Here is a 26338-nt window from a genome sequence, read left to right as displayed (position 1 = left end):
GAGGTTAATGCCGGTTGCCGGTAATTGGGATGATGTCAACGGTGCCGCTAAGTTATGGAGACCGGCTGTGCCACTGGGTTCGCACCTGCTCGCGATTCAAAGCCAGCCACTGTAATGCAATGATGGCGCTGGCCGAATTGATCCGGCCCGATTGTAGAAATGTGAACGCAGTATCCAGCGGAACGACATGTACTTTGATGTCTTCGTCTTCTTCGGGAGAGCCATGAATACCACCGGCTTTTGCCGCATCGGCCCGGCCGCAAAACAGGGCAATGCGTTCGCTGGTGCCGCCGGGGCTGACCAGGAAGTCGCACACCGGGAGCAAATCGGTGATGATGCAATCGGCTTCTTCGATGCTTTCGCGTTTGACCACGTCTTGTGCTGTTTCACCGCTTTCGATCATACCGGCGACGATTTCCAGCAGCCATGGCCCGCCCGGTGCAGTCAGCGCGCCAACGCGGAATTGCTCAATCAGGATGACTGCATCGCGGATCGGATCATACGGCAGGACGGCAGCGGCATGGCCGCGCTCGAACAGCTCACGGCTCAGCGGGCGGCTCCAGCCGCCGTTGAATAGCCGGTGACGCAACCGGTATTTTTCTATCCGGAAGAAACCTTCAAAACAAATCGTTTTTTCTAAAATTTCTACCTCTGCACTCACAGCGGCTTATCCCATGCGGAAAAATTGTTATGCTGCGCGTGCTATACCGCAGGCTGTGCTATTGCAGCGGCTAGAGCTAACGCAGTCCCAACGTATCGAGTGTCACATCGTCATCGTCGTCCAAATCATTTTTGACGGTATCGAATTCGTCATCGTCAAATTCATCTTTGGCAGTCTCAAATTCATCAATTATTTTTGCAAATTTTCCGGGCGGTATTTTGCTATCCGTCAGAACATCATCCTCATCATTCAAACTATCAGTAGGATAGATACCGTCGTCGTCATCGAAAGAAAGTTCTTTAATCATTGCCATTACCTCCATGTCAATATTTTTGAAGATACGCTATTGATAACAGACCTTGCCGCTGAAACAATTAAAGATCACCCGGGGTTTTTCACGGTAATTCTGGGATTTGAATAATATTCGTCGAAAAATCATTTACTAAGAGATGCCTCTTAATTGTAAATATACGCTATTTGATTTTTCCTGGCGGAAAAAGTTTGTTAATGAAATAGTGCTACTGACATTGGGTATGGCGGTTATTCCGGTTTATATCATGGAGAACAGTATGATTTTGAGCCTGCTGGTATCCGGAATAGCCAGCGGTGTTTGAGCGATCATCGTTTCCGGTTATTGCCAGCCGGTCACTTCATAGCCTTTCTCTTCCAGGCAGCGCGATACAAAATTGGCATACGCCTGGCTGGGTTGTGAGGATCTCGGGGAAAACAGAATCCCTCGTAATAATCCTGCAACCGCGCCACTGGCCGCGCCCACTAAAGAGCCTTGCCCGGCCGCACCGTATATCGCTCCGCCTGCTGCACCGCTTGCCGCTCCCACACCGGCTCCCATTGCGGTGCTGCTAGCCACATCACCCAACTGGCCGCCGCCTTCCTTGGCACCGGCTGATTCAGCCATTTTTCTGCAAGCTTCAATATCTTTTTCAGCAGCTGCTTTGCCGACAGATAGAAAATGCGTGTTGGGATATATAACAGGTCCGGTGCTGGAGCAAGCCGATAAACCCAGAAAGATAGATCCCGCGATCAACGTCATTCCCAATTTCATTGTTTCACCTCCGGTTGAAGAAATAATACTGACTGAGTGGATAGTATAGCGGTTATGGTGTTCACTATTCTGCAAAGAAAGCAGCTGCCGGATAGAACTTGGCCGATGCGGATTGAGAATTGCAGAGGGTAGTTGAGGAAACTGAATTGCGATGAAACGGAGTGTGATCACTGATGCTGTGAAAATGCCGCTGCCCAGACCATCTGGCAGCGGCATCCGTCAAGTTAGACGATAACAATCAAACGTGGTGTTTTATTTGCTATCTTTTGCGGTTAAAGCGCCCAGGAAGGCTTTGACATCCTCGACAAAACCAGGACCCACTTTCCGTCCGAGCTGATGTTCCGCCATTTCTTCAATGGCTTCGTCCAATGTTTTGACCGAACCATCATGAAAGTACGGTGCTGTTTTGGTGATGTTTCTCAGGCTGGGCACTTTAAACACTTTCTTGTCGGTTTCCAGTCCGGTTACAGCAAATCTGCCGACATCGGATGTTTTATATTCTTCGACAAGACCGATTTTTTTATAGGAATTGCCGCCGATGGCGACGCCGTTATGACAATTGGCGCATCCCATATGGACGAATTTTTGCAAGCCTCTTTTTTCGGCATCATTCAACGCATTTTCATCGCCTTTGAGAAAATCGTCAAAGCGCGATGGCGTGATCAGCGTACGCTCAAAAGCGCCGATGGCTTTGCCCACGTTTTTGTATTGAATTGGATCTTTTTCATCCTTGAACGCTTCGGCAAACATGGCTTTGTATTCGTCGATTTTTTTCAGTTTGTCGACAACCGCAGCTTCACTCGGCATGCCCATTTCGATCGGATTCAAAATCGGTCCCAATGCCTGCTCTTCAACGTCTTTCGCGCGTCCATCCCAGAATTGCGCGATATGCAGCGCGGCATTGAACGTGGTGGGAGAATTTCTGCCGCCGCGTTTGCCTTCATGACCCGGTGACGTTGGTTGGCTGTCGACACCGAAATTGTTCAGCTGATGGCAGGAATTACAGGAAATGGTGTCATTCACTGACAGTTTGGGATCGAGATACAGTTTTTTGCCCAATGCGATTAAAGCAGCATTCTTTTTTTCGTCGATAATCGATGCTGGCAGTGGTTCGAAGAATTGTTTTAAGGTGGTCTTATCGAGTTTGTGGTGGCCGCCGTGCATCATGCCGCCCATTCCGTGATGGCCGTCATCGTGCATTTCGCTATGATGGTCGTCCTTTTTTTTCGCATCACCTTGATGATCATGCCCGCTCTGAGCATAACTGTATGAACTTACTATGAATGTCAGGAATAAAAATATTTTCATATGACCTCCAAAAAAATTAACATTAGCACTTTGATCGATTTTATTGAATAAGCAAAATGCTTAATTGCAGACAATTACTTACAGGAGAAACGTTTTTTTATCTTTCTTATCCGGTTCTCAGCGGAAGCGCTGAAGGACGGAGACGAGATACTAGCGGATTTGTTTCTATTGTAGAAGGAGTGTTTCAAATTTATCGGCAGTCATTGGTTTGCTGAAAAAATTACCTTGCCCGAAATCGCAGCCCATGGAAATCAATAATTCTTTTTGCAAATCGGTTTCGACGCCTTCGGCGATTACCTTCATGCCCAAGCGGTGCGCCATTGTAATAACCGCTTCGCACAGAATTCTGTCGTTGGATTTGCTGTCCAGATTGGAAATGAATGAACGGTCGATCTTGAGATAATCGATATCGAATTTCTTCAGATAGGACAATGAAGAATAACCTGTGCCGAAATCATCAATGGCTACCTGAACGCCGGCATCGCGGTAATTTAATAATTGTTTAACTACCAATTCGTGCACATCGAGCAGCAAGTTTTCGGTGATTTCAACGATGATACTTTGCCCGTCCAGGCCGCGTTCATTGAGATGGTTGACCCAATCGCTCATTTTGCTGATGAATTGCTTGGGTGACTTATTGATGCTGATCTGAAAACCGGCGTTGAAATGGGTTTGCCAGAGGGCAACCTGATTGACCGCTTGTTTGAAGACCCAGTCGCCGATGTCGGTGATGAGATTGGTTTCTTCCGCGATGCTGATAAATTCCCCCGGATACACAGTGCCCCGTTCCGGGTGCTGCCAGCGGATCAGGGCTTCGGCTTTGTAGACATTGCCGGTTGCCAGTTCCACGATCGGTTGATACAGTAAATAAAGTTGTTGATCCCGCAGTGCGTTGCGCAATTCGTACGCGGTTCTCGAACGGACTTCGGTTGCCGTGCGCATATTCGATGTGAAACAACTCCAGCAGTTGCGGCCATTGTTTTTGGCGGCATACATGGCTTGGTCGGCATTCTTAATCAATATTTCAACATTATTGGCATCATCGGGGAAAAACGTGGCACCGATACTCGCGGAAACATACGCTTGCTTGGTATTGAGATGAAACGGTTTGGCCAATTCCAGCAAGATCATTTGCATGATCTTTTCGGCACTTCGATGCTCACTGATGCCGTTCAGTATGATGGTGAATTCGTCCCCGCCCAGGCGCGCCACGGTATCGGTTTCCCGCACGCAGCTGCTTAGCCGCTTGGCTGCCTCCGCCAGTAGCGCATCGCCCACGCTATGCCCCAATGAATCGTTTACTTCCTTGAAGCGGTCGAGATCGATAAACAACACTGCCAATCCCGCGCCGATCCGGGCTGCATTTTTAATGTCATGATTTAACCGGTCATAGAACATATTGCGGTTCGGTAATCCGGTCAATGAATCGTAATTGGCTTGCCGCCAGATGATTTCATCCGATTTCTTCTTGCTGGTGATATCGGAAAAGTTGATCAAGTAATGGCTGATCCGTCCGTCCTTGCTACGTACCGGAATAATATTGAACCACGCCGGATACTCGCGCCCCTGCTTGTGCCGGTTCCAGATTTCGCCATACCAATGGTTATGCTGCTTGACGCTTTGCCAGATTTTCTGAAAAAAATTGCTGCCGTGCCTGATGGATGTAACGATGGTTACAGATTTTCCGACGATCTCTTCATCCGCATAACCGGTTATTTTGTGCAGCGCTTTGTTAATCGAGATGATGATCTTGTTGGCATCCGCGATCATGATTGCTTCGGTGCTGTTTTCAAAAACCTTGCTGGAAAGATATAACTGCTCGTTGACTTTCTTTTGTTCCAGTGCGATACCGATAATAAATGAACCGATTTCCAACAGCTTGCGGTGAAAAGTGCTGGGTAAGCGATGCTCGAAACTGGACAGCGCAAACGATCCGACGCATTCGCCGCCTTTGCTGCGCACCGGCATGGACCAGCAGGAAAGGATATTGAAATCGATGGCCAGCTGGCGGATGTTCTGCCAGCGCGGATCGTCCAGCGTGCTTTCGACAAAAACCGGTTCCTGGCGGAAAACGGCATTACCGCAGGAGCCGGCTCCCGGACCCGGACGCAGGCCATTGAGCTGCACAATGCACGCTTCCGGAACACTGGGTGCGGCAAACACATTCATGCATTGCTTTTCCTTGTCCAATAGCATGACCGATGCCACCGCGTTATCCAGCAGCTGCTCCATCAACAAGCAGACTTTCTCGCAGATTTCCTTGTAATCATTTCCCAGTACCACCAGTTGAAGAATTTCTTGCTGAAACTGGAGGATCCTGCCCTGTTCGGTATTGGTCAGGTCAAAATAATTGGTCGGTGCAAAAATCTGCGCGGATAAATCCTTATTCACAAGAATATTCTTACTCATTCGCGGTTAGCATGGCCAGTAAGGTTTCATGAGAGATTAGCAATGGCATTGAATGCCGGATAGGATGTCAATAAATGAGCTGAGTTGGCCGGAATTATACGATAAATTACTCACATGTTAAAAAACTTACTGCTAGGATAATCACTTACATTTTTCTGCTTTTGCGTGTCGCTGCATGGAGATATTTGTCAGCGGATTGTTTCAAAATTATTCGCAGCGATACACATTACCGACAAATATGATTTCCTTATCAGCTCCCGGTATTTCATACCGTCCTGAATTATTGGAGTAAATGATATGCACGGTGTCGCCGCCCAGTTGCTGCGCTTCGTTTCTTAAGTTGTTACGGGCCTTGATCAACCGGTCCACATAAGGAGTATTGACCTCTCCGCTGTCATTTTCTTTCGAGGAACCCTTCACTTTACCGAGTAACTCGCATCCATCGGGACCTTGTTCACCGACCACCATCGTGACGGTTTTGGTTTTTTCCGGTTGCGGCGGGACTTCGCCCGTTTGTGCCGAAGCTCCGGTACAGCTCAGGATGATTGAAACGAACATGGCTGCTTGGGTTAACTGGTTTAATTCTTTGCAAACATTCATTGCTGACTCCTGATACATACGAATTGTATTCTTAAAGCCGGTTAGCATAGAGAAGCGCAGTATGGCCCGTCAATAGCATTCGTCGAAGCTCGGCCGGATAATGGCGGCAATAGGAGGAAATAAAGCCACTCACGGCATCTTTTCAAACGGCTTACGGGATTATCGGTGCTGTATATTGCAGGAATGTAACTAACAGGAGGTGTGACGTTGGATATCATGATTTATATTTCCCTGGCGGGACTGGCCATCGTGTTTGTGTACGGCGTCATGTTGTACAACAGTTTGGTGGATATTAAGCACAGCGTATCGCAGGCATGGTCGAATATCGATATTCTTTTGAAGCAGCGCCATGATGAGCTGCCCAAGCTGGTGGAAACCTGCAAGCAGTATATGGGTTTTGAACAGGAAACGCTGAAGCAAGTGATTGCGGCGCGATCACAGGTTTCCAACGCGCGGGAGGCCGGTAATATCGGTGCGCTGGGCGCGGCGGAAAATATGCTGCGCATGGGATTGGGCAATCTGTTTGCCGTGGCGGAAGACTACCCCGAGTTGAAAGCCAGCGAGAAATTCCGCCATTTGCAGGCGCGTATCAGCGGATTGGAAAACAGCATCGCCGACCGCCGTGAGTATTACAACGAAGCAGTCAAAATCAACAATGTGCGCATCGAGCAGTTCCCCGATGTCATCATCGCCAATTGGTTTAAATTCAAACCGCGCGATCTGCTGGAATTCAGCGATGCCGATAAGCAGGATGTCAATATCGGCAAGCTGTTTGGTTGACGTGGAGGGCGCATGAACCAAATACTGGCTGACATTCCGCCGCAGGATTATCCCTATGTGCTGGGTGCGGTGATCGTTGCGGCATTGACCGGTTTTTATTTTTTTATGCATAACTGGAAACGGCTGCGCCTCATTGAGGACACACCAACCGCTAAATTACGCTCGGCGCATCAAGGTTATGTTGAATTGGAAGGAAAGGGGCAATTCATCGACGACCGGCCGATTTACGCGCCGTTATCCAATCACCCCTGTCTTTGGTACCGCAGTGAAATTGCCCAGCAGGAAACATTCACCGAAAAAGGCCGCACGCAAACGCGCTGGAATGTGGTGTACACCAATACCAGCGATCACCGTTTCAGGCTCACCGATGGTGTCAGCAGTTGCTATGTCGATCCGGATCGCGCGGAAATCAACGGTATCGAGAAACTGGTGTGGTACGGCAATAGCGAATGGCCAACCCGGACACAAATACTGGAAAGCCAGTCGATCGTTCATGCCATGACCAACAACTACCGCTACAGCGAGTGGCTGATACTGCCCGGGCAGCCGCTGTACATATTAGGGCAATTCAGCACTTGGTCTGCTGCAACACAGAAATCAATGCGCGACGTGATGATCAATGTGATCAACGATTGGAAAAAGGACCAAGCCACGTTGCGGGAACGGTTCGACAGCAACAAGGACGGCAACATCGACCAGCAGGAATGGGAAGTGGCGCGATCCGAAGCGCACGCCGCAGCGCAGCAGATTCATGATGAGTTGGCACTGGAGCCGGATACCAGCATCATGGTCAAACCCAACAATCCGTCGCGGCCTTTTATTATCTCGATGTATCCGCAAGCCTTGCTGGCACGGAAATACCGCCGCAGCGGCTATGCCGCCTTGGCGGGGTGCATCCTATCGATCTGCGCTGCTGCTTGGCTGGTGCATGTGCATGGATAATGCGCTGAATCGCCATGCCACTAATGCCAGAACAATTTGGATCGCGCCAGACGATGCCACAAGGCTGGAGATAACCGTGGATGCTGCGCGGCTTCGGACGCCAATACGCCACTGAGGCAGCCAAACTCAAAGCCGAGCGCGGCGGATTTATGCGGTAGCTTGTACAGTAACTGCAGCGCGATACGCCGGTCGTTCTCGATTCCCAATTCATCTTGTAAAGCGGTCAAAGCGTTCAAGAATCGATTCACCCGTTTTCCGTATAGCGGTGCAAACGCTTCCACGCAGTAACGCATTTTTTTGGCGGCGATACGCGCAAAATGGCGCTCGGCCGGATCCAGCCGGGCAAAACCGCGGCAGCATTTGCGCAGCTTCTGCCAGCGTTTCTCCAGTATGACTTCAGCCCATGTTCCGGTCGTGCGCATGTGTTCATTAATTGGTGTTATCAAAAGGCTGCGGCCGATGTCGAGCGTGAGCTGGGTGAACACCGGTGCCAGCAATAATGCTTGCGCCCTTTGCCTCGCTTGCGCAGCGGCATTGTGCAACAAAGCTAATGCGGTTTCGGAAACGGCAGTATTTTCGGCTGATGTAGCCAGAACGGGCAGGATGCCGGGTAGAATTTCTTGGTGAAACACATCCCAGTCGCGCGCTGGATTCAGTGCGTGGGTCAACGCGCGCAACGGTTGTTCCCAAGCAGGTATTTCCTGTCCCAGCGATTTCGCCAATTGCGCACCGGCACGCAAACGGCGCAACGCAATGCGCAGCTGATGCAGATACTCGATGTTCTCTGCCTGTTCGAGAAAGCCAGGTACGTTGGCGGATAATTGCACCAGTGCCGCTTGCACGATGGCATGCCATGCTTCACCCGCCGGTTGGTCCCGGTCGATACCCGGGCGAATGGCTTTGACCGGGCTGGGACTAAACGCGCCGCACAGGATATAGCCGCGTTCCGCTTTGCTGCGCGGTTCGATATGCAATGGCGCTTGTTGCAGTAATTGCGTTGCAATATCAAATAAAAATTCCGCCGGACCGGATTTGAGTTCGATTTCCACTTCGCAAATATCGCGCGATAACTCAGCGGCGAAGATTTTGCCGGTATCGAGCGCCACTTCCGCTTGCGCGGCACCTTCGCCGATTTGCCACGTTGTGCGCCGGAACTCGGTGGTGAATACCGGCGCGATGCGCTTGAGTTTGATTCCGGCGAGCAGATCCAGCGCTGCTTGCGGCAATGCGGAGAAATCCGGATGACGGCCGTCCGTGACCGCCATTTCCCACTCCGGGCGGCTCGTCAACGCACCGACCGATTGCGTCTCCGCTTTCAACGTCTGTATCCATTGATCACCGGCCTGGCGCACGCGTAACGCGATACCGCGCTGCATCAGATCGAATTTCGGTGTATCGAAGTAAATGCTCAGTAAAGTGCGCTGTTGCGGAGCAACGGCGTGCAGCAAGGGATGATGCCGGATGCGCGCAACATAACGCGGCTGCAAAGCCAGCTTGAGCTCGATTTCCATATAATTTTTCCGTGAGAGTGGTGTCGCGACGGGCAGCAGTTGGAGCGGATACTGTACTATTCAATCTTCAAGGTATCAAAATTGATTCCCTCGGGCGCCGGTGGTGTTGCCAGTTTCATATTTTCCAGTGCGGTGACCACTTGTTGCGCAATGACCAGATTGCGGTACCACTTGTAATTGGCCGGCACGATATGCCACGGTGCGAGATCGGTGCTGGTGGCGCTGAGCATGGCTTCGAACGCATCCATATAGTTTTTCCAGAATTTACGTTCTTCGATGTCGCTGGTGCTGAACTTCCAGCGTTTCTCCGGATTGTTGATGCGTTCCTCCAGCCGTTTCTTTTGTTCATCCTTGGAAATGTGCAGAAAAAACTTCAGAATGCACGTGCCGCTCTCGGACAAGAGTTCCTCGAATTCATTGATCTGGTTAAACCGTTGCTGCACCACCTTATCCGAAATCAAGCCGTGCACACGCGTGATCAGCACATCTTCGTAATGCGAACGGTTAAAAATACCGATCTGGCCTTTCTCCGGCGCTTTCTGATGCACGCGCCACAAAAAATCATGTTTTAGCTCTTCCGCCGACGGCGTCTTGAACGTCACCACCTTGCACCCCTGCGGATTGATGCCCGACATCACATGCTTGATGACGCCATCCTTGCCGCTGGTATCCATACCCTGCAACACAATCAGTAACGCGCAATTGCCGTTGGCGAACAAACGCTCCTGCAAATCATCCAATTTACCGATCAATTTTTCCGTGACAGCTTTGGCTTCTTCCTTGCCTTGCTCGCTCTTTTTGTAATCGCCGGTGTCGCCGGGATCGCATTGCGACAGATCGAGCTTGCTGCCGGGTTTTACTGGGTGGTTTTTCATGGTATTTTTCTCAGATATTAACTTGCAGAATTAATCCCTTGTTTAAGAATGACGACATTTAAAAAATGTATTAAATGTTTCTCACCTAGATATTGAATCTGGCTATGCGATGTGACTTAAACACACGGATCGCAGTTTTTGGGGTTAAATCCAAGGATTTTCATAGATAGCTTGCCGTAGAACGCGCACCGCAAAAAATGCCATTTTTTCGAGCTCATTTTCGATTTGTTCGGGATTCTCTAGCAATGAAATATCTTCCCACGGCTCATCAATGTGAATCCATTTATTTCGATATTTTCTGAGTGTGTGAAGATCACTTTTTAAGTCATAGTTAATACTGGCTTGATCGATAAGTTCGACTAACCGTTCCTTTCCAGTGACTGAATATTCTGATCGAAGGTAAGTTTCGATGCCAGAGACTGCGGTTAGTATTGAAGCTAAATGAGCGCCATTGACAAAAGCAACGTCGGCTTCACGAACAATAAAACTGCATCATTTCGAGAGAATTACTCCGCCTTTTAGAAATTGATCATCAAGAGTAGCAAGATGTGACCAGTGCTCATTCTCTTTCATGATGACTAACGAACAGATTTAATCGGTATTCTCTGCTTTTAGGCGTGTTTTAGTTGAACGCCGTGTTAAACGCGCCGTTTTCTCAGTCAACGCCAACAGATCCGACAAGGCTTCGTTGACCGCTTTCGATGTGGGGAATGCTTTGGCTACTTCAGGTTCCAGCAGTACGACTGACGTGCCTTCGGCGACTTCCGCGAAGAATTTTCCTCGTTCCAGCGTTGCGAAATCGGAGCGCTTGTAGCTTTTGCGCATGTCTTCCTTATCCTTCTTCATAGAGTTTCCTTTCGCCTCGTGTCAGGCGGCGTGCACTGATAATTCGCATCGTACCTGGCCGGTAAGTGTGGCAGACTGCCAGTAAACGGCCCAGCTTGGAACAACCGAACGTGATGTAGCGTTCTTCTTCGGTCGAATGATCGGGATCCGAGCCCGATACCGCGTGAGGATCGAGAAAAACCGTGGCCGCTTCGTCAAATGAAACACCGTGTTTCCGGCGATTGGTTTCCGCTTTCTTTGAGTCCCAGTCAAATTTCATGGCCGATCGGTACCCGATTTCTCACGTAATATTATTGATATTATAGTATTTTGAAATGGATGGGTTCATAGATTGAGAATACATGCACGTATCCAGATCGATTCAGAATCTGCGCTATCACCAAAAATGTTTGTTGCCGATCAGTATTGCCCAAAAGAGCCATGAACGATCCCCATTTCACCACTCCCATCGCCCAACACATCTGGGACACCAAATACCGCCACTATGAGCGTGGTGCCGCGCTGGACACTTGCATCGAAGACACCTGGCAGCGCGTTGCGAAGGCACTGGCTGCGCCGGAAAAAAATCCGGAATATTGGCAGGCGCGCTTCTACGATATCCTGCGCGATTTTAAATTCCTGCCCGGCGGGCGGATTCAAGCGGGGGCGGGGACTGCGCACCAGGTAACATTGTTTAATTGTTTCGTGATGGGGACGATTGTCGATTCGATGGACGGTATTTTTGACGCGCTCAAGGAAGGCGCGTTGACAATGCAGCAGGGCGGCGGGGCTGGGTATGATTTTTCGACGTTGCGGCCACGCGGTGTGCAAGCCGCCGGTGTGGGGTCGGTGGCTTCCGGGCCGGTTTCGTTCATGCGCATCTGGGACAGCATGTGCGCGACCATCCTGTCGACCGGCGCGCGGCGTGGTGCGATGATGGGCACGTTGCGCTGCGATCATCCGGATATCGAGGAATTCATCGCCGCCAAGCAGGATCGCAGCCAGTTACGGCATTTCAATGTTTCCGTGCTCGTCAGCGATGCGTTCATGGCCGCCGTCAGCCGTGATGACGATTGGCCGCTGGTTTTTCCTGCGGGCGAAAGTGAAACCGGTAGCGAGCTGCTTATGCGCAACTGGCCGGGTTATGACGATGCGGTGCCGTGCAAGGTGTACAAACGCATCCGGGCGCGTACGTTATGGCAGAAAATCATGCAAGCCAACTATGATTACGCCGAACCGGGCGTGTTGTTCATCGACCGCATCAACCGGCTGAATAATCTGTATTACTGCGAAACGATTCAAGCCACCAATCCGTGCGGCGAAGTGCCGCTGCCGCCTTACGGCGCTTGCAACCTGGGTTCGATCAATCTCACGCAATTCGTGCGCAATCCTTTTACTGCACAGGCGAGTCTCGATCTGGAAGGCATCGGCGCGGTAGCTGCAACCGCCGTGCGGCTGCTGGATAATGTTATCGATGTTTCGCATTTTCCCTTAGCCCGCCAGGCTGAACAGGCGCAGCGTTCGCGCCGTATTGGTCTGGGTATCACGGGTTTGGCCGATGCATTGATCATGCTGCAAATCCGTTACGGCGGCAATGAAGCGGAGAAAATCACGCAGCAAGTCATGCAGCACATCTGTCACGCGGCTTATCAAGCTTCGATAGAACTGGCGCGGGAGAAAGGCGCGTTTCCGCTGTTCGATAAAGAAAAATACCTGGCTGGTATTTTTGTGCGCACCTTGCCGGAATCCATCAGTGAAGGCATCAAGCAACACGGTATTCGCAACAGCCATCTGACCGCCATCGCTCCGGCGGGTACCATCAGTCTGCTGGCCAATAATGTTTCGAGCGGGCTGGAGCCGGTATTTGGCAGTGATTACATGCGCCAGGTACTTAAGCGTGACGGCTGTTACGCGGATTATGAAGTGACCGATTATGCTGCCGCTCTATGGCGCAAAGAACGTGCGCGTGACGATCTGCCTCCGGCTTTCGTTACGGCGCATGCGCTGACACCGGACGAACACCTGCATATGCAGGCAGCGATCCAGCCGTATGTCGATCAGGCGATCTCCAAGACGATCAATGTTCCAGCGGATTATGATTTCGAAGCTTTTAGTACTCTTTATCAGAAAGCGTACGATTTCGGCTTGAAAGGCTGCACTACGTTCCGGCCTAATGCGGTGACTGGCGAAATTTTGCATAAACCGGATGTAGAACATGCAGCGCCGCATTGCTGCGGTCTGGAGCGGGAGCCGGACTAAGCACCCGGGTGACATTAAAAATCCGGATCGTCCGGAAAAATACCCGTCCGTGCAACGCCATCGTCCCCGATGCTGCCGCGGAACATGCCGCTGGTGTTGTAACGCATCGCGAAGCGGCCTTGCGCATCCAGCACGATCAAACCGCCGTCGCCACCGAGCGCGGCGACTTCCGCGAGTGTACGGTCGGCAGCCTCGGCAAGTGGGATTTGTTGCAACCGCACCTGTGCCGCCGTATTAAACGCCGCTGCGGTTTGGATGAACATTTCACCACTGCCGGTTGCGGATACCGCGATCGAGCGATTGTCCGCGTAGGTGCCCGCGCCAATGATAGGTGAATCGCCGACGCGCCCGTAGCGTTTGTTCGTGAGTCCCCCGGTCGAGGTGCCTGCGGCGAGATTGCCGGAGCGATCCAGTGCCACGGCGCCGACAGTGCCGTGTTTCTCATCGCCATCGGGCGACGGCGTGCCTGAGTCCATGTCGTGATCGCGCACCACCTGTTCTTTCGCGATGGCTTTTTGCAGCTGATCCCAGCGGTGCTGTGTGTAGAAATAAGCTGGGTCGACGATTTCCACGCCGTGCTCGGCAGCGAAAGTCTCGGCGCCCTGGCCGATCAGCATCACATGTTTGCTTTGCGTCATGACCGCATGCGCGGCTCGGATCGGGTTGCGGATCGTGGTGACCCCGGCAATAGCGCCCGCCATGCTCGTAGCGCCATCCATGATCGATGCATCCAGTTCGTTACGGCCTTCGTGACTGAACACCGCGCCTTTGCCGGCATTGAACAACGGCGAATCTTCCATCAACACAATCGCGGCGATCACGGCGTCGATACTGCTGCCGCCCGCTTTGAGGACGGCGTGGCCGGCAGTTAGCGATTCAGCCAGCACTTGCCGGTAAGCCTGTTCGCGTTCCGCAGTCAGGCGGTTGCGGTTGATCGCGCCAGCGCCGCCATGAATGATGAGGCGGATGGGCGCGGTATCAATGAGAGTCTGGTGTTTTCCGGTCACGGTTTGATGAATCAGAAAGAATGAGAAGTGAGTGTAGCGAGTGCTGATTCCAAGTTACTTTTTTGTGTCATCCCAAATAATGGTACCCGCTATGCTTGTTTCTGCAAAATCCGGACATGTTTCATCGCCGCGGCCCGTAAAGCCGCCATCGGGTGCGCAAATGACGTTGCCGGTTGTGTCGTACAAGATATTGAACATATCGCAGCATTGCGAGGCGAAGTAATAAACTCTTGCACCTTTATATTCAAATTGTCTGATCAAAAGGGGGCGATCAGTAGCAGTAGGCACTTTTATGAAACCATCAATTTTTTGCACAAGCCATAAAGGAAGAAAATCTTTGTCGAATCCTTCAATAGCAAAAGTATTTTCTGGCTGAATCAATTTTAAATTTGCCCAGATTTTTTCCTCGCCGATCATCACGCAAGGAACATGTACTCTGTTTTTGGAAACATCGTAGCGCGCGGTGCACTGTTCTTCCGATGCCGTAGTTATCGTAGAAAAAGCAAAAAGTCCTAAACTCATCATCAACCCTAGCGCATATTTCTTTAACATTTTTCTTTTTCCTGAATTTAAATGCGAATTGGCCTTAACGATAGCTATCGAACCCGGGTAGATTCCTTATTCGCCATTTCCAATACATCGTTTGCCGTGAGCTGCCTGCTCATGTCGCCATCCCAGGTGGCGTTGAACGGCAACGTATTTTGCACCAGCTTGGCGCGATCCAGATAAGCATGCAGCGTCATTTCCGGTTGTGTGATCGGAATGGCGATGGCGCGCGGGTTGCGCGTGACTTCGGTGAGCAGGGTTTGATTGACCTTGGCCTGTCGCCGCGCATCGCGCTTACCTTTGGGCGTTGCGCGCACAGTGCTTAACGATTTCTTGAGCAGATTGGCGTGATTGCGCTTGTCGTCTTCCAGGATCGGGTAAGCTTGCAAATACAACTGATTGCTGCGCCAGCCCAGCAAACGCGGCTGATTGACAATGCGGATCGGCGTGCCGACGGGGACATCGCGGTAAATGCCGACGATGTCTTCCGGGTACATGCGCAGACAACCATGACTGCCGCGCAAGCCGATGCTGGGTGGTTTGTCGGTGCCGTGAATGGCGTAGTTCGGCCAGTCCAGTTTCAATACATGCGTGCCCATCGGGTTATCCGGTCCGGGTGGTACCACGGCGGGCAGCGGATCGCCGTTTTTGGCGTGTTCCCGGCGGATCGAAGGCGTCGGAATCCAACTGGGATTTTCCGTTTTCGAGGCGACGCGCGTCATGCCCTCGGGCGTTTTCCATTCCACCCGGCCAATGCCGACCGGATGCGTAATGACTTTTTGCGGTTTGCCGGGCTTGGTCTTGGGAAAATAAAACAACCGCATCGCCGCGAGATTGATCACAACGCCCTGACGCGGCGCGTCCGGCAGCACGAACTGCGTGGGGATCACAATCCTGGTACCCGCTTTCGGTAACCACGGATCGATACCGGGATTGGCGCTGACGATTTCTTCATAACCCAGGTTGAAACGCCGCGCGATGTCGGACAACGTATCGTCCTTGCCCGCTGTGATAACTTGCACCGAACCAACCACATCGTCGCGCGCCGGATCAAAACTGAACTCATGACTGGCGACCGGGATAGGCAATGGCTTCACCACAGGTACAGGCGACGCCGCTTGTTGGGTTGGAATCGATTGGCAACCGGTGAGGAACAGAAGACCGGCACAGAAGCCGCACGCGAGGCCATCACGGAACAACGATAAATATTTTTTATGCATAATAATCAAAAGGATCGTGAAACTTGGACGTGATCGATGACGGTCAATTTACTAGATTTCTCACGATGACACAACCTTTAACTCCAACAAATCAGGATATTCGCAGGGTCATTTAAAGTATTGGCTGAGGGGACTGAGAGTACGCTAATCACCACGAGGGCGATAAGTTCTAGTGGTGATTTGAAGTTGTTATCAACACATTTTTTGACCGGAAAAATTGATTGCCAGTATGATTGCCGGTTTGAGAAAACTGCATTCGATTTTATTGTTTCATTTCATGGCTAAAATTTTCATCAACTACCGCCGCAAGGATAGCGCGCCCTACGCAGGCCGGTTATACGACCGGCTGGCCGGTCATTTCGGCCCTGATCATGTGTTTATGGACATCGATCAGATCGAACCGGGTGAGGTTTTCGACCAAGTCATTCAGGAAAAACTGAAAGCGGTGCAAGCGGCGGTGGTGCTGATCGGCGAACACTGGCTGGAAATCGCCGATGCTGATGGGCAGCGGCGTTTGGATCATCCGAATGATTGGGTGCGGCTCGAAATCGCCGCAGTGCTCGAGCGCAATATCCGCGTCATCCCGGTGCTGGTTGGCGGCGCGGCGATGCCCAAATCGACGCAACTGCCCGAAAGCTTGGCGCCATTGGCGCGACGGCAAGCTTACGAGATCAGTGATCACCGGTTCCATTCGGATGTCGATAAGCTCATCCAAATATTGGAAAAGGTTTTGAGTGAAAAGCCAACGCCGGTATTACCAAATTCTTTCTCTTCTGGTATTGAACAATCTACTGAAACCAGACTTTCCTTTGAGCCCGAAATGGTGCGTATTCCACCAGGAAAATTCTTGATGGGATCACTTGAGACCGAAGGCGGTCGAGATGTTGACGAAGGCCCGCAGCATGAAGTTACCATCGGTTACCCGTTTGAAATCGGTAAATACGCCGTGACGTTCGATGAGTACGATGCATTTGCTAAAGCAACCAATCGTAGATTGCCGGATGATCAAAGCTGGGGACGCGGCAAGCGACCAGTGATCAATGTTTCGTTTAACGATGCGCAAGACTATGTGCGGTGGTTGTCGCAGCAAACCGGCAAAAGATACCGGTTGCCGAGCGAAGCCGAATGGGAATATGCTGCGCGAGCCGGTACGCAAACCCGCTATTGGTGGGGTGATGACATTGGAGAGAATAATGCCAATTGCGGTGAGTGCGGCAGCCAATGGGATGGCCTGCAAACCGCACCGGCGGGTTCGTTCAAAGCCAATGCGTTCGGATTGCATGATACTGCCGGTAATGTGTGGGAATGGGTGCAGGATTGCTGGCATGATAACTATAATGGTGCACCAGCCGATGGCTCGGTGTGGTTGAAAAAAGATTGTGGCGATTGTAATCGCCGGGTTGTGCGAGGCGGGTCGTGGGTTAATGAATCGCAGGCCTTACGGTCGACCATTCGTCTCGGATTTAAAACCGATGATATGTTCAACATCTTCGGTTTTCGCATCAGCAAGGATTTGTGACTTTTATTCTTTGTGGAGTGTGGCTGGATAGATTGGATCAGCGAAGCGCCTCCACTATCGTATAAATCAATTTCTGATAGGTTAATTGTTGATATGACCACTATCGGTTTCATCGGTCTCGGCATCATGGGCAAACCCATGGCGGAGCATTTGATCAAAGGCGGGCATCGTCTGTTTTTACACTCGCGCAGCGGCGTGCCTGCGGATTTGGTTGCATTGGGTGGCAGTGCCGCATCTTCGCCCGAGGAAGTGGCGCGGCATGCGGACATCATCATCACCATGCTGCCGGATACGCCGGACGTGGAAAAAGTGCTGTTCGGCGAGCATGGTGTAGCCGATGGGCTGCAATCCGATCCTGGACGGAGCCGGATCATCGTCGATATGAGTTCGATTTCGCCGCTGGCGACGCGAGAATTTGCCGTGCGGCTGAATGCGCTCGGGCACGACTATGCCGATGCGCCGGTGTCGGGCGGCGATATCGGTGCGCAAAATGCCACGCTGACAATCATGGTGGGTGCGAGCAAAACGGTGTTTGATCGGATTCAGCCGATCCTCGCGTTGATGGGCAAGAGCGTGACGCATATCGGCGATGTCGGCGCCGGGCAGGTGTGCAAGGTCGCCAATCAGATTGTGGTGTCGTCGGCAATCGAAGCGGTGGCCGAGGCGCTGCTGTTCGCGTCCAAGGCCGGTGTCGATCCGGCCAAAGTGCGGCAAGCGTTGCTGGGCGGATTTGCCGCGTCGAAGGCGCTGGAGGTGCACGGGCAGCGCATGATCGAACGGCGTTTCGAGCCGGGGTTTCGCATCGAATTGCACCATAAGGATTTGAATATCGCGTTGCAAAGCGCCGCCGAATTGGGTGTGAGCCTGCCGACTACGGCGGCGGTGCGCGAATTGTTTTCCGCATGTCTCGCGCACGGCGGCGCAAAGTGGGATAATTCCGCCATTGTCAAAATGCTGGAAAAACTGGCCAACCACGAAATTCAAAAACACCCTGAATAATCACATGCCTTCTCAAGAACTGGTCAATAAACTGCGGGCTTTCTTACCGCATGAAGCGGTGTTGCATGAAGCCGAAGACTTGAAACCGTACGAGTGCGACGGTTTGTCGGCTTACCGGCAATTGCCGATGATCGTGGTGTTGCCACAGAGCGAAGAACAGATCGTTAAAATTTTGCAGCTTTGCTGCGCGACGAAAACACCTGTGGTGGCACGGGGTGCCGGTACCGGCTTGTCGGGCGGCGCATTGCCGCATGCGCAAGGTGTTTTGCTGTCGCTGGCGAAACTGAAACAAATCATCGCCATCGATCCGCTGGCGCGCACCGCGCGCGTGCAGCCCGGCGTGCGCAATCTGGCGATCAGCGAAGCGGCGGCGCCGTATGGTTTGTATTATGCGCCCGATCCTTCGTCGCAAATCGCCTGTTCGATCGGCGGCAACGTCGCGGAAAATTCCGGTGGTGTGCATTGCCTGAAATACGGCCTGACCGTGCACAATATTCTCAAATTGCGAGTGCTGACCATCGACGGCGAGTGCTTGGAAATCGGCGGCGACAGTCTAGACAGCGCGGGTTATGACTTGCTGGCGTTGATGACGGGCAGTGAGGGCATGCTCGGTATCGTCACGGAAATCACCGTCAAGCTGATTCCCAAACCGGAAAAAGCGCAATTGGTGATGGCGGCGTTTGACGATGTGCAGAAGGCCGGTAGCGCGGTGGCGAATGTCATCGGCGCCGGCATCATCCCTGCCGGGATGGAAATGATGGACAAAATTACGATTCATGCGGTGGAGGAATTCTTGCACGCCGGTTATGATTTGGCGGCGGAAGCCATTTTATTGTGCGAATCCGATGGCAGCACCGAGGAAGTGGCGGATGAGATCCGGCGGATTTATACCATCATGCAGCACAGCGGCGCGACCAACATCAGCACCTCGCGCGATGAAGCCGAGCGGCTCAAGTTCTGGGCCGGGCGTAAAGCGGCTTTTCCCGCGGCGGGCCGGGTTTCACCGGATTATTACTGCATGGACGGTACCATTCCGCGCAAGCATCTGGCCGATGTGCTGCGCGGCATTGAGGAGCTTTCACAAGCCTATGGATTGCGCTGCATGAATGTGTTTCATGCCGGGGATGGCAATTTGCATCCGCTGATTTTGTACGATGCAAACAAACCGGGTGAGCTGGAAAGAACCGAGGAATTCGGCGGCAAAATACTGGAAATGTGCATACATGCCGGTGGCACGATCACCGGAGAACACGGTGTGGGAATGGAAAAAATCAATCAGATGTGCTCGCAATTCAGAACCGGAGAACTGGCCATGTTTCATGCCGTGAAAGCGGCGTTTGATCCGGCGGGATTGTTGAATCCCGGCAAGGCCGTTCCTACCTTGCACCGCTGCGCAGAATTAGGGGCGATGCATGTGCATCATGGTGAGCAAAAATTTGCCGATTTACCGCGTTTTTGAATGCCATGCCGAATACGATCGATCAATACCAAGCGATTATTCGCGCCGCGGCTGAATCTAAAACTCCGCTGCGAATACGCGGTGGCGGCACCAAGGATTTTTACGGTAATCCGGCAGCAGAACAAAACAGCACCTTGCTGGATATGGGCGATTACAACGGTATCGTGGATTACGAGCCGACCAAATTGGTGATCACAGCACGCGCCGGTACACGGCTGGCCGATCTGGAAACCGAGCTTGACCGGCATGGCCAGATGCTGGCATTCGAACCACCGCATTTCGGCGCGACAGCTACACTGGGCGGTTGCGTTGCCGCCGGTTTATCCGGCCCGCGCCGTGCTGCAGCTGGCAGTGTGCGCGATTTTGTGCTGGGTGTGCGCATGCTCGATGGAACGGGTGAGGATTTGCATTTTGGCGGGCAGGTGATGAAAAATGTCGCCGGTTACGATGTCTCCCGATTGATGGCGGGATCGATGGGTACACTCGGCGTGTTGCTCGAGGTTTCGCTCAAAGTTTTACCCAAACCGGTGGCCGAATTGACGCTGTGCATGGCAATGGATGAAGTGGCTGCAATCGAAAAAATGAACCAGTGGGCGGGCAAACCGCTGCCGGTTTCGGCAACATGTTACATCGATGGTAAGCTGTTTCTCAGACTCTCCGGCGCCGAACCGGCGGTGCGTGCGGCACAAGTAAAATTGGGTGGAGAGATGCTGAAAGATGATGATATTTTCTGGCGATCGGTGCGTGAACATACGCATGATTTTTTCCAGCCGGACAAACCGCTGTGGCGTTTATCGATCAAATCGACAACACCACCCTTATTGTTGCCGGGTAAGCAGCTGCTGGAATGGAATGGCGGCTTGCGCTGGCTGCGCACCGATGGCGGCGAAGACGCTGAAGCTATTCGTGCCGCCGCGAAAGAAGCGGGTGGTCACGCTACATTGTTTCGTCATAATAAATCAGGTATTTTCGTGTTCCACCCTTTACCTTCCGGCATGATGAAAATTCATCGCACGCTGAAAGAAAAATTTGATCCATCCGGGATTTTCAATCCCGGACGACTTTATTCCGAGATTTAAATGCAAACCAAGCTCGCTGATTTTATAAAAAATTCCCCGCAAGGCCAGGAAGCCGACGCTATTTTGCGCAGTTGCGTGCATTGCGGTTTTTGTTTGGCAACCTGTCCGACGTATCAGATTCTGGGCGATGAGCTGGATAGTCCGCGCGGGCGTATTTATTTGATGAAACAGATGCTCGAAGGACAACCAGTTACACAAAAAACCCAATTGCATCTGGATCGTTGTCTGACGTGTCGCGCGTGCGAGTCGACGTGCCCATCCGGTGTGCGCTATGGCGCTTTGGTCGATATCGGCCGTGCTATGGTTGAACAACAAGTGAAACGCGATACGCAATCGGAAGTGTTGCGCTTTACGTTGCGTAAAGTATTGCCCAATGCTTGGGTATTTAACACCTTGTTCAAGGCAGGTCAGATCGTGCGGCCGTTTTTGCCGCAGAGTTTAAAAAGAAAAATTCCACCTAAACTCGGCTCCGCCAAAGCGTGGCCTGAAACGCGTCATACCCGGAAAATGCTGGTGCTGGATGGGTGTGTGCAACCGTCATTGGCACCCAACATTAACGCCGCTACCGCGCGTGTGCTGGATCGTCTGGGAATTTCGTTAATGAAAGCGGAAAATGCCGGGTGCTGCGGGGCCGTGGCTTTCCATTTGAATGCGCAGCAGGATGGACTCGATTACATGCGCCGTAATATCGATGCTTGGTGGCCATGGATGGAGCAGGGTGAAGTCGATGCGATTGTGGTCACTGCCAGCGGCTGCGGCGTGACCGTGAAAGAATACGGACATTTTTTGCAGCATGATCCGGTCTATGCCGGGAAAGCCGCTAAAGTTTCGGCGCTTGCCAAGGATATTGGCGAAATCGTTCATGCAGAATTGGATAAGATTGAGCAATTGCTTGCTCAGCAGCGTATTAGCGCTGGAAGGACCAAATTGTCGTTTCATTCTCCCTGTACATTGCAGCACGGTATGCAGATACGCGGCGTGGTCGAGAAAATTCTGCACAGCGCCGGTTTTGATTTGACTACTGTGCCCAATGCGCATCTATGTTGTGGCTCGGCGGGCACGTATTCAATTCTGCAACCTGAACTTTCGCAGCAGCTGCTGAAAAATAAAGTGACAGCACTGGAATCGGGTAAACCTGATCAGATAGCCACTGCAAATATCGGTTGTTTGATGCATTTGCAGACCGGCACCGCATTATCAGTCAAGCACTGGATTGAGCTTCTGGATGAGCGGTTATCCGGCAGCTGAGCGGCGAAAAGTTTTCATTTCGATTAATATTCTAAATTTTTTGTTATACAATCCTTGGCTAAGTTGTTCGGGCGAAATTTCTGGGCATACATAAATGAGTAACAGGCATATAGATAATCAATTGGAGAAGATATGAAGGTAGTTTCTAAAAGTAATTGGGTAGCAAAATTTGGTGGCGCGGTATTGGCATCTTTTATAGCGCTACCATCGTATGCGCAGTTAATGCTCGCTCACGAAGGTCATCACGATGCTGGCGGTTGTACGATCAAAACTGGCGAATTCCCGGTAACGTTCAGCGCATATGAAGTACCGGAAGGCGGCATACCACCGATGCATTCATTCTGCGAGAATCTGCCGAAAACCGGCAAAGTCAATTTGACCATTGAATTACCGCATGAAGCACGCGAAATTCCTTTGGCGGTTCGTTTGGTTAAGGACGGACATGAAGGACATGGTGCCAAATCAGCCGCACCGGCGGAGCAGAAAGCAGCGGATGCAGGTGATCATGCGGGACACGAAGGAATGAATCATGACGAGCACGCAGGACATGCTGCTGAACATGGTTTGGTTTATATGCCCGCGCAAAAGCATAACTCCGGAATCATTGTGGTAGCAGCCAATATCCAGGAAATAGGTCAGTACGCTATACAACTGGAAAAGAAAGACGACGCAGGCAATGTCAAAACAGTCGTTAAAATTCCATTAGGTGTTGGTAAAGGCGGTGGCCATGGCAGTCATGGCGGCGGTCTTGGCGTGATGGAAATTGCTGTATTAGTCCTAGTTGCTGGCGGTGGCGCTGCATTCTATTTTGTGCGCCGCAAAAAGGCATCGGAAGCTTAAGCGTAAACTTCAGTGTAAACTGACAAGGCTTTTTTCATTGGTGGAACGGATGTGATATGCACCGCTTAGGTTGTGATTGAATCAAGCGGTGCAATTTGATTTTTTGAATCAAAACCAGTGAGTAAGATAATACCAATTATTCCTACGCTACCATGTCAGCTAAAATCCCTTGACAGTGATGAGGTGACTAAGTAGTCTAGAAGATGCTTACTGCCTGTGGGATGAGGAATTGTATGGGCAGAGGGAATGGATAGATAAAGGAAGTAAAAGCTCTGGATACTGAGTATATGAAGGGTATTCATGGTGGAAGAGAACAAGAAGAAGAGCAAAGTAAAGAAGAGGCAAGGAAGAAACTTATGGAAAACCAAAGGAGAGAGAGATGAAAGGCAAGCTATGGCCGAGGATAGTAGCGGTACTGTTAGGAGGGATGCTGATAGGAGCGGCCCAGGCTGACATACCGAGCGTACCGAACGAACTGTATGAAGCGTTGAAACTGGACCGTACGAAAGTAACGCCGAAGGAACTGCACGAAGCGCTGGTTAAGCGCTACAAAGATCCTGCGCAAGGAGCGGGACGCGGCACACTGGCGCAATACTGGGAACCGATCCCGTACGGAATTTACCTGGATCCGGCGACATTTTACAAATCACCGACCACGAACAAAGAAGTAGCAAGCCGTAAAGAATGCGTGGAATGCCACACCGACGAATCACCGGTATGGGTACAAGCATGGAAGAGAAGCAGCCATGCGAACCTGGACAAAGTGCGCAACCTGAAACCGGGCGAACCTACTTTTTACAAGAAAGCCAAACTGGAAGAAGTCGAAAAGAACCTTCGCTCGATGGGCAGACTGGCTGAAGGCGAGAACCTGAAAGAAGTTGGCTGTATCGACTGTCACGTAGACATTGGTGCGAAGAAAAAAGCCGACCACACCAAAGACATCAGAATGCCGACGGCCGACGTATGCGGCACCTGTCACTTGGCAGAATTTGCGGAACGTGAATCGGAACGCGACACGATGATCTGGCCGCACGACCAATGGCCGGATGGACGCCCATCGCACGCACTGGACTACAAAGCTAACGTGGAAACCACCGTATGGGCAGCGATGCCACAACGTGAAGTGGCCGAAGGCTGCTCAATGTGCCACACCAACCAAAACAAATGTGACTCATGCCACACCCGTCACGAATTCTCAGCAGCGGAATCCCGCAGACCGGAAGCCTGCGCAACCTGTCACAGCGGTGTAGACCACAACAACTGGGAAGCGTACTCCATGTCCAAGCACGGCAAAATTGTCGGCATGCTGGGCAACCAATGGAACTGGGAAGCACCGTTAAAAGACGCCTATGCAGTAGGCGGACAAAGCGCACCAACCTGCGCCGGCTGCCACATGGAATACGAAGGCGAATATAGCCACAACATGGTCAGAAAAATCCGCTGGGCGAACTACCCGTTTGTTCCTGGAATTGCGGAAAACATCAAGAGTGAATGGTCGGAAAAACGTCTGGACTCATGGGTAGTCACTTGTACCCAATGCCACTCGGAACGTTTTGCCCGCTCCTACCTCGATCTGATGGACAAAGGCACATTGGAAGGACTGGCTAAATACCAAGAAGCCAATGCAGTCGTACATCAACTGTACAAAGAAGGCCTGCTGACCGGTCAAAAAACCAACCGTCCTGCACCACCTGCACCGGAAAAAGAAGGCTACGCCTACTTTGCCCAACTGTTCTGGTCGAAAGGCAACAGCCCTGCAGCCATCGAACTGAAAGTGCTGGAAATGCATGAAAACGACCTGGCCAAGATGCACGTAGGCCTAGCGCACGTTAACCCAGGCGGCTGGACCTACACCGAAGGCTGGGGTCCGATCAACCGCGCTTATGTTGAGATTCAAGACGAAAACACCCGCATCCGTGAAATGGTTGCACTGCAAGAACGTGTTAAAAATCTTGAAACCAAGAAAACCAGCCTACTCGACTTAGACGGCACAGCAGAGAAAATCTCTCTGGGCGGTTTAGGCGGTGGCATGCTGCTAGCCGGAACACTGGCACTGGCAGGCTGGCGCAAACGTAAACAAAGCGAAGCTTGATAAGCGCTAACGCAGAAGATCGCACTGCCAAGGCAGTGCGATCGTCAGACAAGCTACTCCCGTCATTAGGAATCATCCTAGTGACGGGAGGTTTGCTTTTATTGGGCTGGTTTGCGTATTTATGGTTTAAACCGGTACCGGCCCCCTATCAATATCAACTGGTCGCGGAAGGCGACAGCCAGAAGTTCAGCAAAATGGACCTATCGGGCTGGCCCGAACTCAAGCTAAGCCAATACAAAGTACAAGCGGACGGCGTAGCCAAACCCATCGCCGAATTCATCGTCGCAAGACAAAAGGATGAAGCACCGGTACTAATTTACTGGAAGAACAGCACCAACGAAATACTCTACAACTTTGACCGCAAACCATCGGAACTTAGCACCCTGGCAGCGGCGATAGCCAAACACGCCCCGAAAGACGCCCTGATACTCTCATGGTGGGACACATCGCGGCAAATCAAACTGCTCACCGGCCACGACACACTCTTTACCAGCCACCTGAACGAACCGCTGATGATACCGGTCCCCTGGTTGGAACAAAGCGAAGCCATCCAAGCCTATGAAAAACAATTCTGGGGAAGCAAAGCCAGTCAAAAAGAACGGGAGCAATTCAAACGTTTCAGCGAAGCCCTGACGGCCCCTGCGGAAGAAGGCGTCAAGCAACTGCGGGAACTGATAGGCTCAGACCGGGAAACCTATGTCATTGTACATGTCACCGACCTGTATAAAGCAGGACTCATGCACCCCGACAGAATCGGCGTAGCGTTTCAGAACTTCCCGATGACCGGCAACATGCACGGCATGATCAACCAGATGAAAGTGCAACTGAAGGAAAACGACTTTGACACCTACACCCTGCAATCGGTCGCGGACGAAGAAATCAGAGTATTCTTCCTGAGTGACGAAAAGAGCAGCCAAACCCTACTGGCGAGGATGTTACCGTTTGTAGACAAAAAAGCCCCGACCGAACTGGACGTAGCGCAACTGATCTATCAACAAGGCGGCTACTGGGTATACCGGCTACCGTAAACGGAAACGCCAGCGAAATAGCCATTTACACAAAGCGGCGATAGCGTACAATACGAGCCATCAAAAAC

The 26338-nt window shown here is 51.6% G+C and carries 24 protein-coding genes; 11 read left to right on the top strand and 13 right to left on the bottom strand.

The window, feature by feature from the left end; genetic code table 11:
• Nucleotides 1–52 precede the first annotated feature (52 nt).
• The 6 genes from nudF to R2103_RS10655 all read right to left on the bottom strand — a co-directional run bounded on the left by nudF (nucleotide 53) and on the right by R2103_RS10655 (nucleotide 6041).
• A complete protein-coding gene (nudF, locus tag R2103_RS10680; protein WP_317531382.1) occupies nucleotides 53–661 on the bottom strand; it encodes an ADP-ribose diphosphatase in 609 nt (202 codons plus the stop codon).
• A gap of 76 nt (nucleotides 662–737) precedes the next feature.
• Complete coding sequence (locus R2103_RS10675) at nucleotides 738–968, bottom strand: hypothetical protein (RefSeq protein WP_317531381.1); 231 nt, start codon at nucleotides 966–968, stop codon at nucleotides 738–740.
• 324 nt (nucleotides 969–1292) lie between these two features.
• On the bottom strand, nucleotides 1293–1724 hold the full coding sequence (locus R2103_RS10670) for a glycine zipper family protein (RefSeq protein ID WP_317531380.1): 432 nt from the start codon (nucleotides 1722–1724) through the stop codon (nucleotides 1293–1295).
• Between the two features lie 252 nt (nucleotides 1725–1976).
• Complete coding sequence (locus tag R2103_RS10665) at nucleotides 1977–3032, bottom strand: cytochrome-c peroxidase (RefSeq protein ID WP_317531379.1); 1056 nt, start codon at nucleotides 3030–3032, stop codon at nucleotides 1977–1979.
• 165 nt (nucleotides 3033–3197) lie between these two features.
• Nucleotides 3198–5441, bottom strand: coding sequence for an EAL domain-containing protein (locus tag R2103_RS10660; protein WP_317531378.1), 2244 nt, complete (start codon nucleotides 5439–5441; stop codon nucleotides 3198–3200).
• 207 nt (nucleotides 5442–5648) lie between these two features.
• A complete protein-coding gene (locus tag R2103_RS10655) occupies nucleotides 5649–6041 on the bottom strand; it encodes a DUF4156 domain-containing protein (protein ID WP_317531377.1) in 393 nt (130 codons plus the stop codon).
• Nucleotides 6042–6257: 216 nt separating this feature from the next.
• Between R2103_RS10655 and R2103_RS10650 the strand changes: the two genes are divergently transcribed.
• Nucleotides 6258–6821 (top strand): LemA family protein, encoded by a 564-nt coding sequence (locus R2103_RS10650; RefSeq protein WP_317532086.1) that lies wholly within the window; start codon nucleotides 6258–6260, stop codon nucleotides 6819–6821.
• A gap of 12 nt (nucleotides 6822–6833) precedes the next feature.
• On the top strand, nucleotides 6834–7763 hold the full coding sequence (locus tag R2103_RS10645) for a GIDE domain-containing protein (RefSeq protein WP_317531376.1): 930 nt from the start codon (nucleotides 6834–6836) through the stop codon (nucleotides 7761–7763).
• A 20-nt stretch (nucleotides 7764–7783) separates the two neighbouring features.
• On the opposite strand, the gene R2103_RS10640 is transcribed toward R2103_RS10645, so the two are convergent.
• The 4 genes from R2103_RS10640 to R2103_RS10625 form a co-directional block, all read right to left on the bottom strand.
• Nucleotides 7784–9274: a CHAD domain-containing protein gene (locus R2103_RS10640; protein ID WP_317531375.1), complete on the bottom strand. Its 1491-nt coding sequence runs from the start codon at nucleotides 9272–9274 to the stop codon at nucleotides 7784–7786.
• A gap of 56 nt (nucleotides 9275–9330) precedes the next feature.
• On the bottom strand, nucleotides 9331–10149 hold the full coding sequence (locus tag R2103_RS10635) for a polyphosphate kinase 2 family protein (RefSeq protein WP_317531374.1): 819 nt from the start codon (nucleotides 10147–10149) through the stop codon (nucleotides 9331–9333).
• A 591-nt stretch (nucleotides 10150–10740) separates the two neighbouring features.
• Nucleotides 10741–10995: a hypothetical protein gene (locus R2103_RS10630; protein ID WP_317531373.1), complete on the bottom strand. Its 255-nt coding sequence runs from the start codon at nucleotides 10993–10995 to the stop codon at nucleotides 10741–10743.
• A complete protein-coding gene (locus R2103_RS10625; RefSeq protein ID WP_317531372.1) occupies nucleotides 10982–11254 on the bottom strand; it encodes a BrnT family toxin in 273 nt (90 codons plus the stop codon). The genes R2103_RS10630 and R2103_RS10625 overlap by 14 nt, the downstream gene beginning before the upstream one ends.
• 161 nt (nucleotides 11255–11415) lie before the next feature.
• Between R2103_RS10625 and R2103_RS10620 the strand changes: the two genes are divergently transcribed.
• The gene (locus R2103_RS10620; protein WP_317531371.1) at nucleotides 11416–13233 is read left to right on the top strand and encodes an adenosylcobalamin-dependent ribonucleoside-diphosphate reductase; all 1818 of its coding nucleotides are present in this window, start codon (nucleotides 11416–11418) and stop codon (nucleotides 13231–13233) included.
• Nucleotides 13234–13247: 14 nt separating this feature from the next.
• Here R2103_RS10620 and R2103_RS10615 read toward each other — a convergent pair whose 3' ends face one another.
• From R2103_RS10615 to R2103_RS10605, 3 genes are read right to left on the bottom strand one after another with little or no spacing between them, the layout of a single operon-like run.
• Nucleotides 13248–14240 (bottom strand): isoaspartyl peptidase/L-asparaginase, encoded by a 993-nt coding sequence (locus R2103_RS10615; protein ID WP_317531370.1) that lies wholly within the window; start codon nucleotides 14238–14240, stop codon nucleotides 13248–13250.
• 54 nt (nucleotides 14241–14294) lie between these two features.
• Nucleotides 14295–14792 (bottom strand): DUF6970 domain-containing protein, encoded by a 498-nt coding sequence (locus tag R2103_RS10610; protein ID WP_317531369.1) that lies wholly within the window; start codon nucleotides 14790–14792, stop codon nucleotides 14295–14297.
• A 44-nt stretch (nucleotides 14793–14836) separates the two neighbouring features.
• The gene (locus R2103_RS10605; protein ID WP_317531368.1) at nucleotides 14837–16006 is read right to left on the bottom strand and encodes a L,D-transpeptidase family protein; all 1170 of its coding nucleotides are present in this window, start codon (nucleotides 16004–16006) and stop codon (nucleotides 14837–14839) included.
• A gap of 277 nt (nucleotides 16007–16283) precedes the next feature.
• On the opposite strand from R2103_RS10605, the gene R2103_RS10600 reads away from it, so the two are divergent.
• From R2103_RS10600 to haoB, 8 genes are all read left to right on the top strand, one after another.
• The gene (locus R2103_RS10600) at nucleotides 16284–17525 is read left to right on the top strand and encodes an SUMF1/EgtB/PvdO family nonheme iron enzyme (RefSeq protein WP_317531367.1); all 1242 of its coding nucleotides are present in this window, start codon (nucleotides 16284–16286) and stop codon (nucleotides 17523–17525) included.
• A gap of 93 nt (nucleotides 17526–17618) precedes the next feature.
• Entirely contained in the window at nucleotides 17619–18524 is a 906-nt protein-coding gene (locus R2103_RS10595; RefSeq protein ID WP_317531366.1) for a 2-hydroxy-3-oxopropionate reductase, read from the top strand.
• 4 nt (nucleotides 18525–18528) lie between these two features.
• Entirely contained in the window at nucleotides 18529–19983 is a 1455-nt protein-coding gene (locus R2103_RS10590) for an FAD-linked oxidase C-terminal domain-containing protein (RefSeq protein WP_317531365.1), read from the top strand.
• Between the two features lie 5 nt (nucleotides 19984–19988).
• On the top strand, nucleotides 19989–21062 hold the full coding sequence (gene glcE / locus R2103_RS10585) for a glycolate oxidase subunit GlcE (protein ID WP_317531364.1): 1074 nt from the start codon (nucleotides 19989–19991) through the stop codon (nucleotides 21060–21062).
• Nucleotides 21063–22310, top strand: coding sequence for a glycolate oxidase subunit GlcF (gene glcF / locus R2103_RS10580; RefSeq protein ID WP_317531363.1), 1248 nt, complete (start codon nucleotides 21063–21065; stop codon nucleotides 22308–22310).
• Between the two features lie 132 nt (nucleotides 22311–22442).
• A complete protein-coding gene (locus tag R2103_RS10575) occupies nucleotides 22443–23150 on the top strand; it encodes a hypothetical protein (RefSeq protein ID WP_317531362.1) in 708 nt (235 codons plus the stop codon).
• A gap of 379 nt (nucleotides 23151–23529) precedes the next feature.
• Nucleotides 23530–25242, top strand: a complete 1713-nt coding sequence (locus R2103_RS10570) for a multiheme c-type cytochrome (RefSeq protein WP_317529993.1) — start codon at nucleotides 23530–23532, stop codon at nucleotides 25240–25242.
• Nucleotides 25243–25277: 35 nt separating this feature from the next.
• Entirely contained in the window at nucleotides 25278–26270 is a 993-nt protein-coding gene (gene haoB, locus R2103_RS10565; RefSeq protein ID WP_317532046.1) for a hydroxylamine oxidation protein HaoB, read from the top strand.
• The last annotated feature ends 68 nt before the right edge of the window (nucleotides 26271–26338 follow it).

It is taken from the genome of Nitrosomonas sp. Is24, assembly GCF_033063335.1.
In the GTDB taxonomy this organism is placed as follows: domain Bacteria; phylum Pseudomonadota; class Gammaproteobacteria; order Burkholderiales; family Nitrosomonadaceae; genus Nitrosomonas.
The sequence above is the reverse complement of the archived record's forward strand: the minus strand, read 5'-3'. Positions and strand labels throughout refer to the sequence as shown.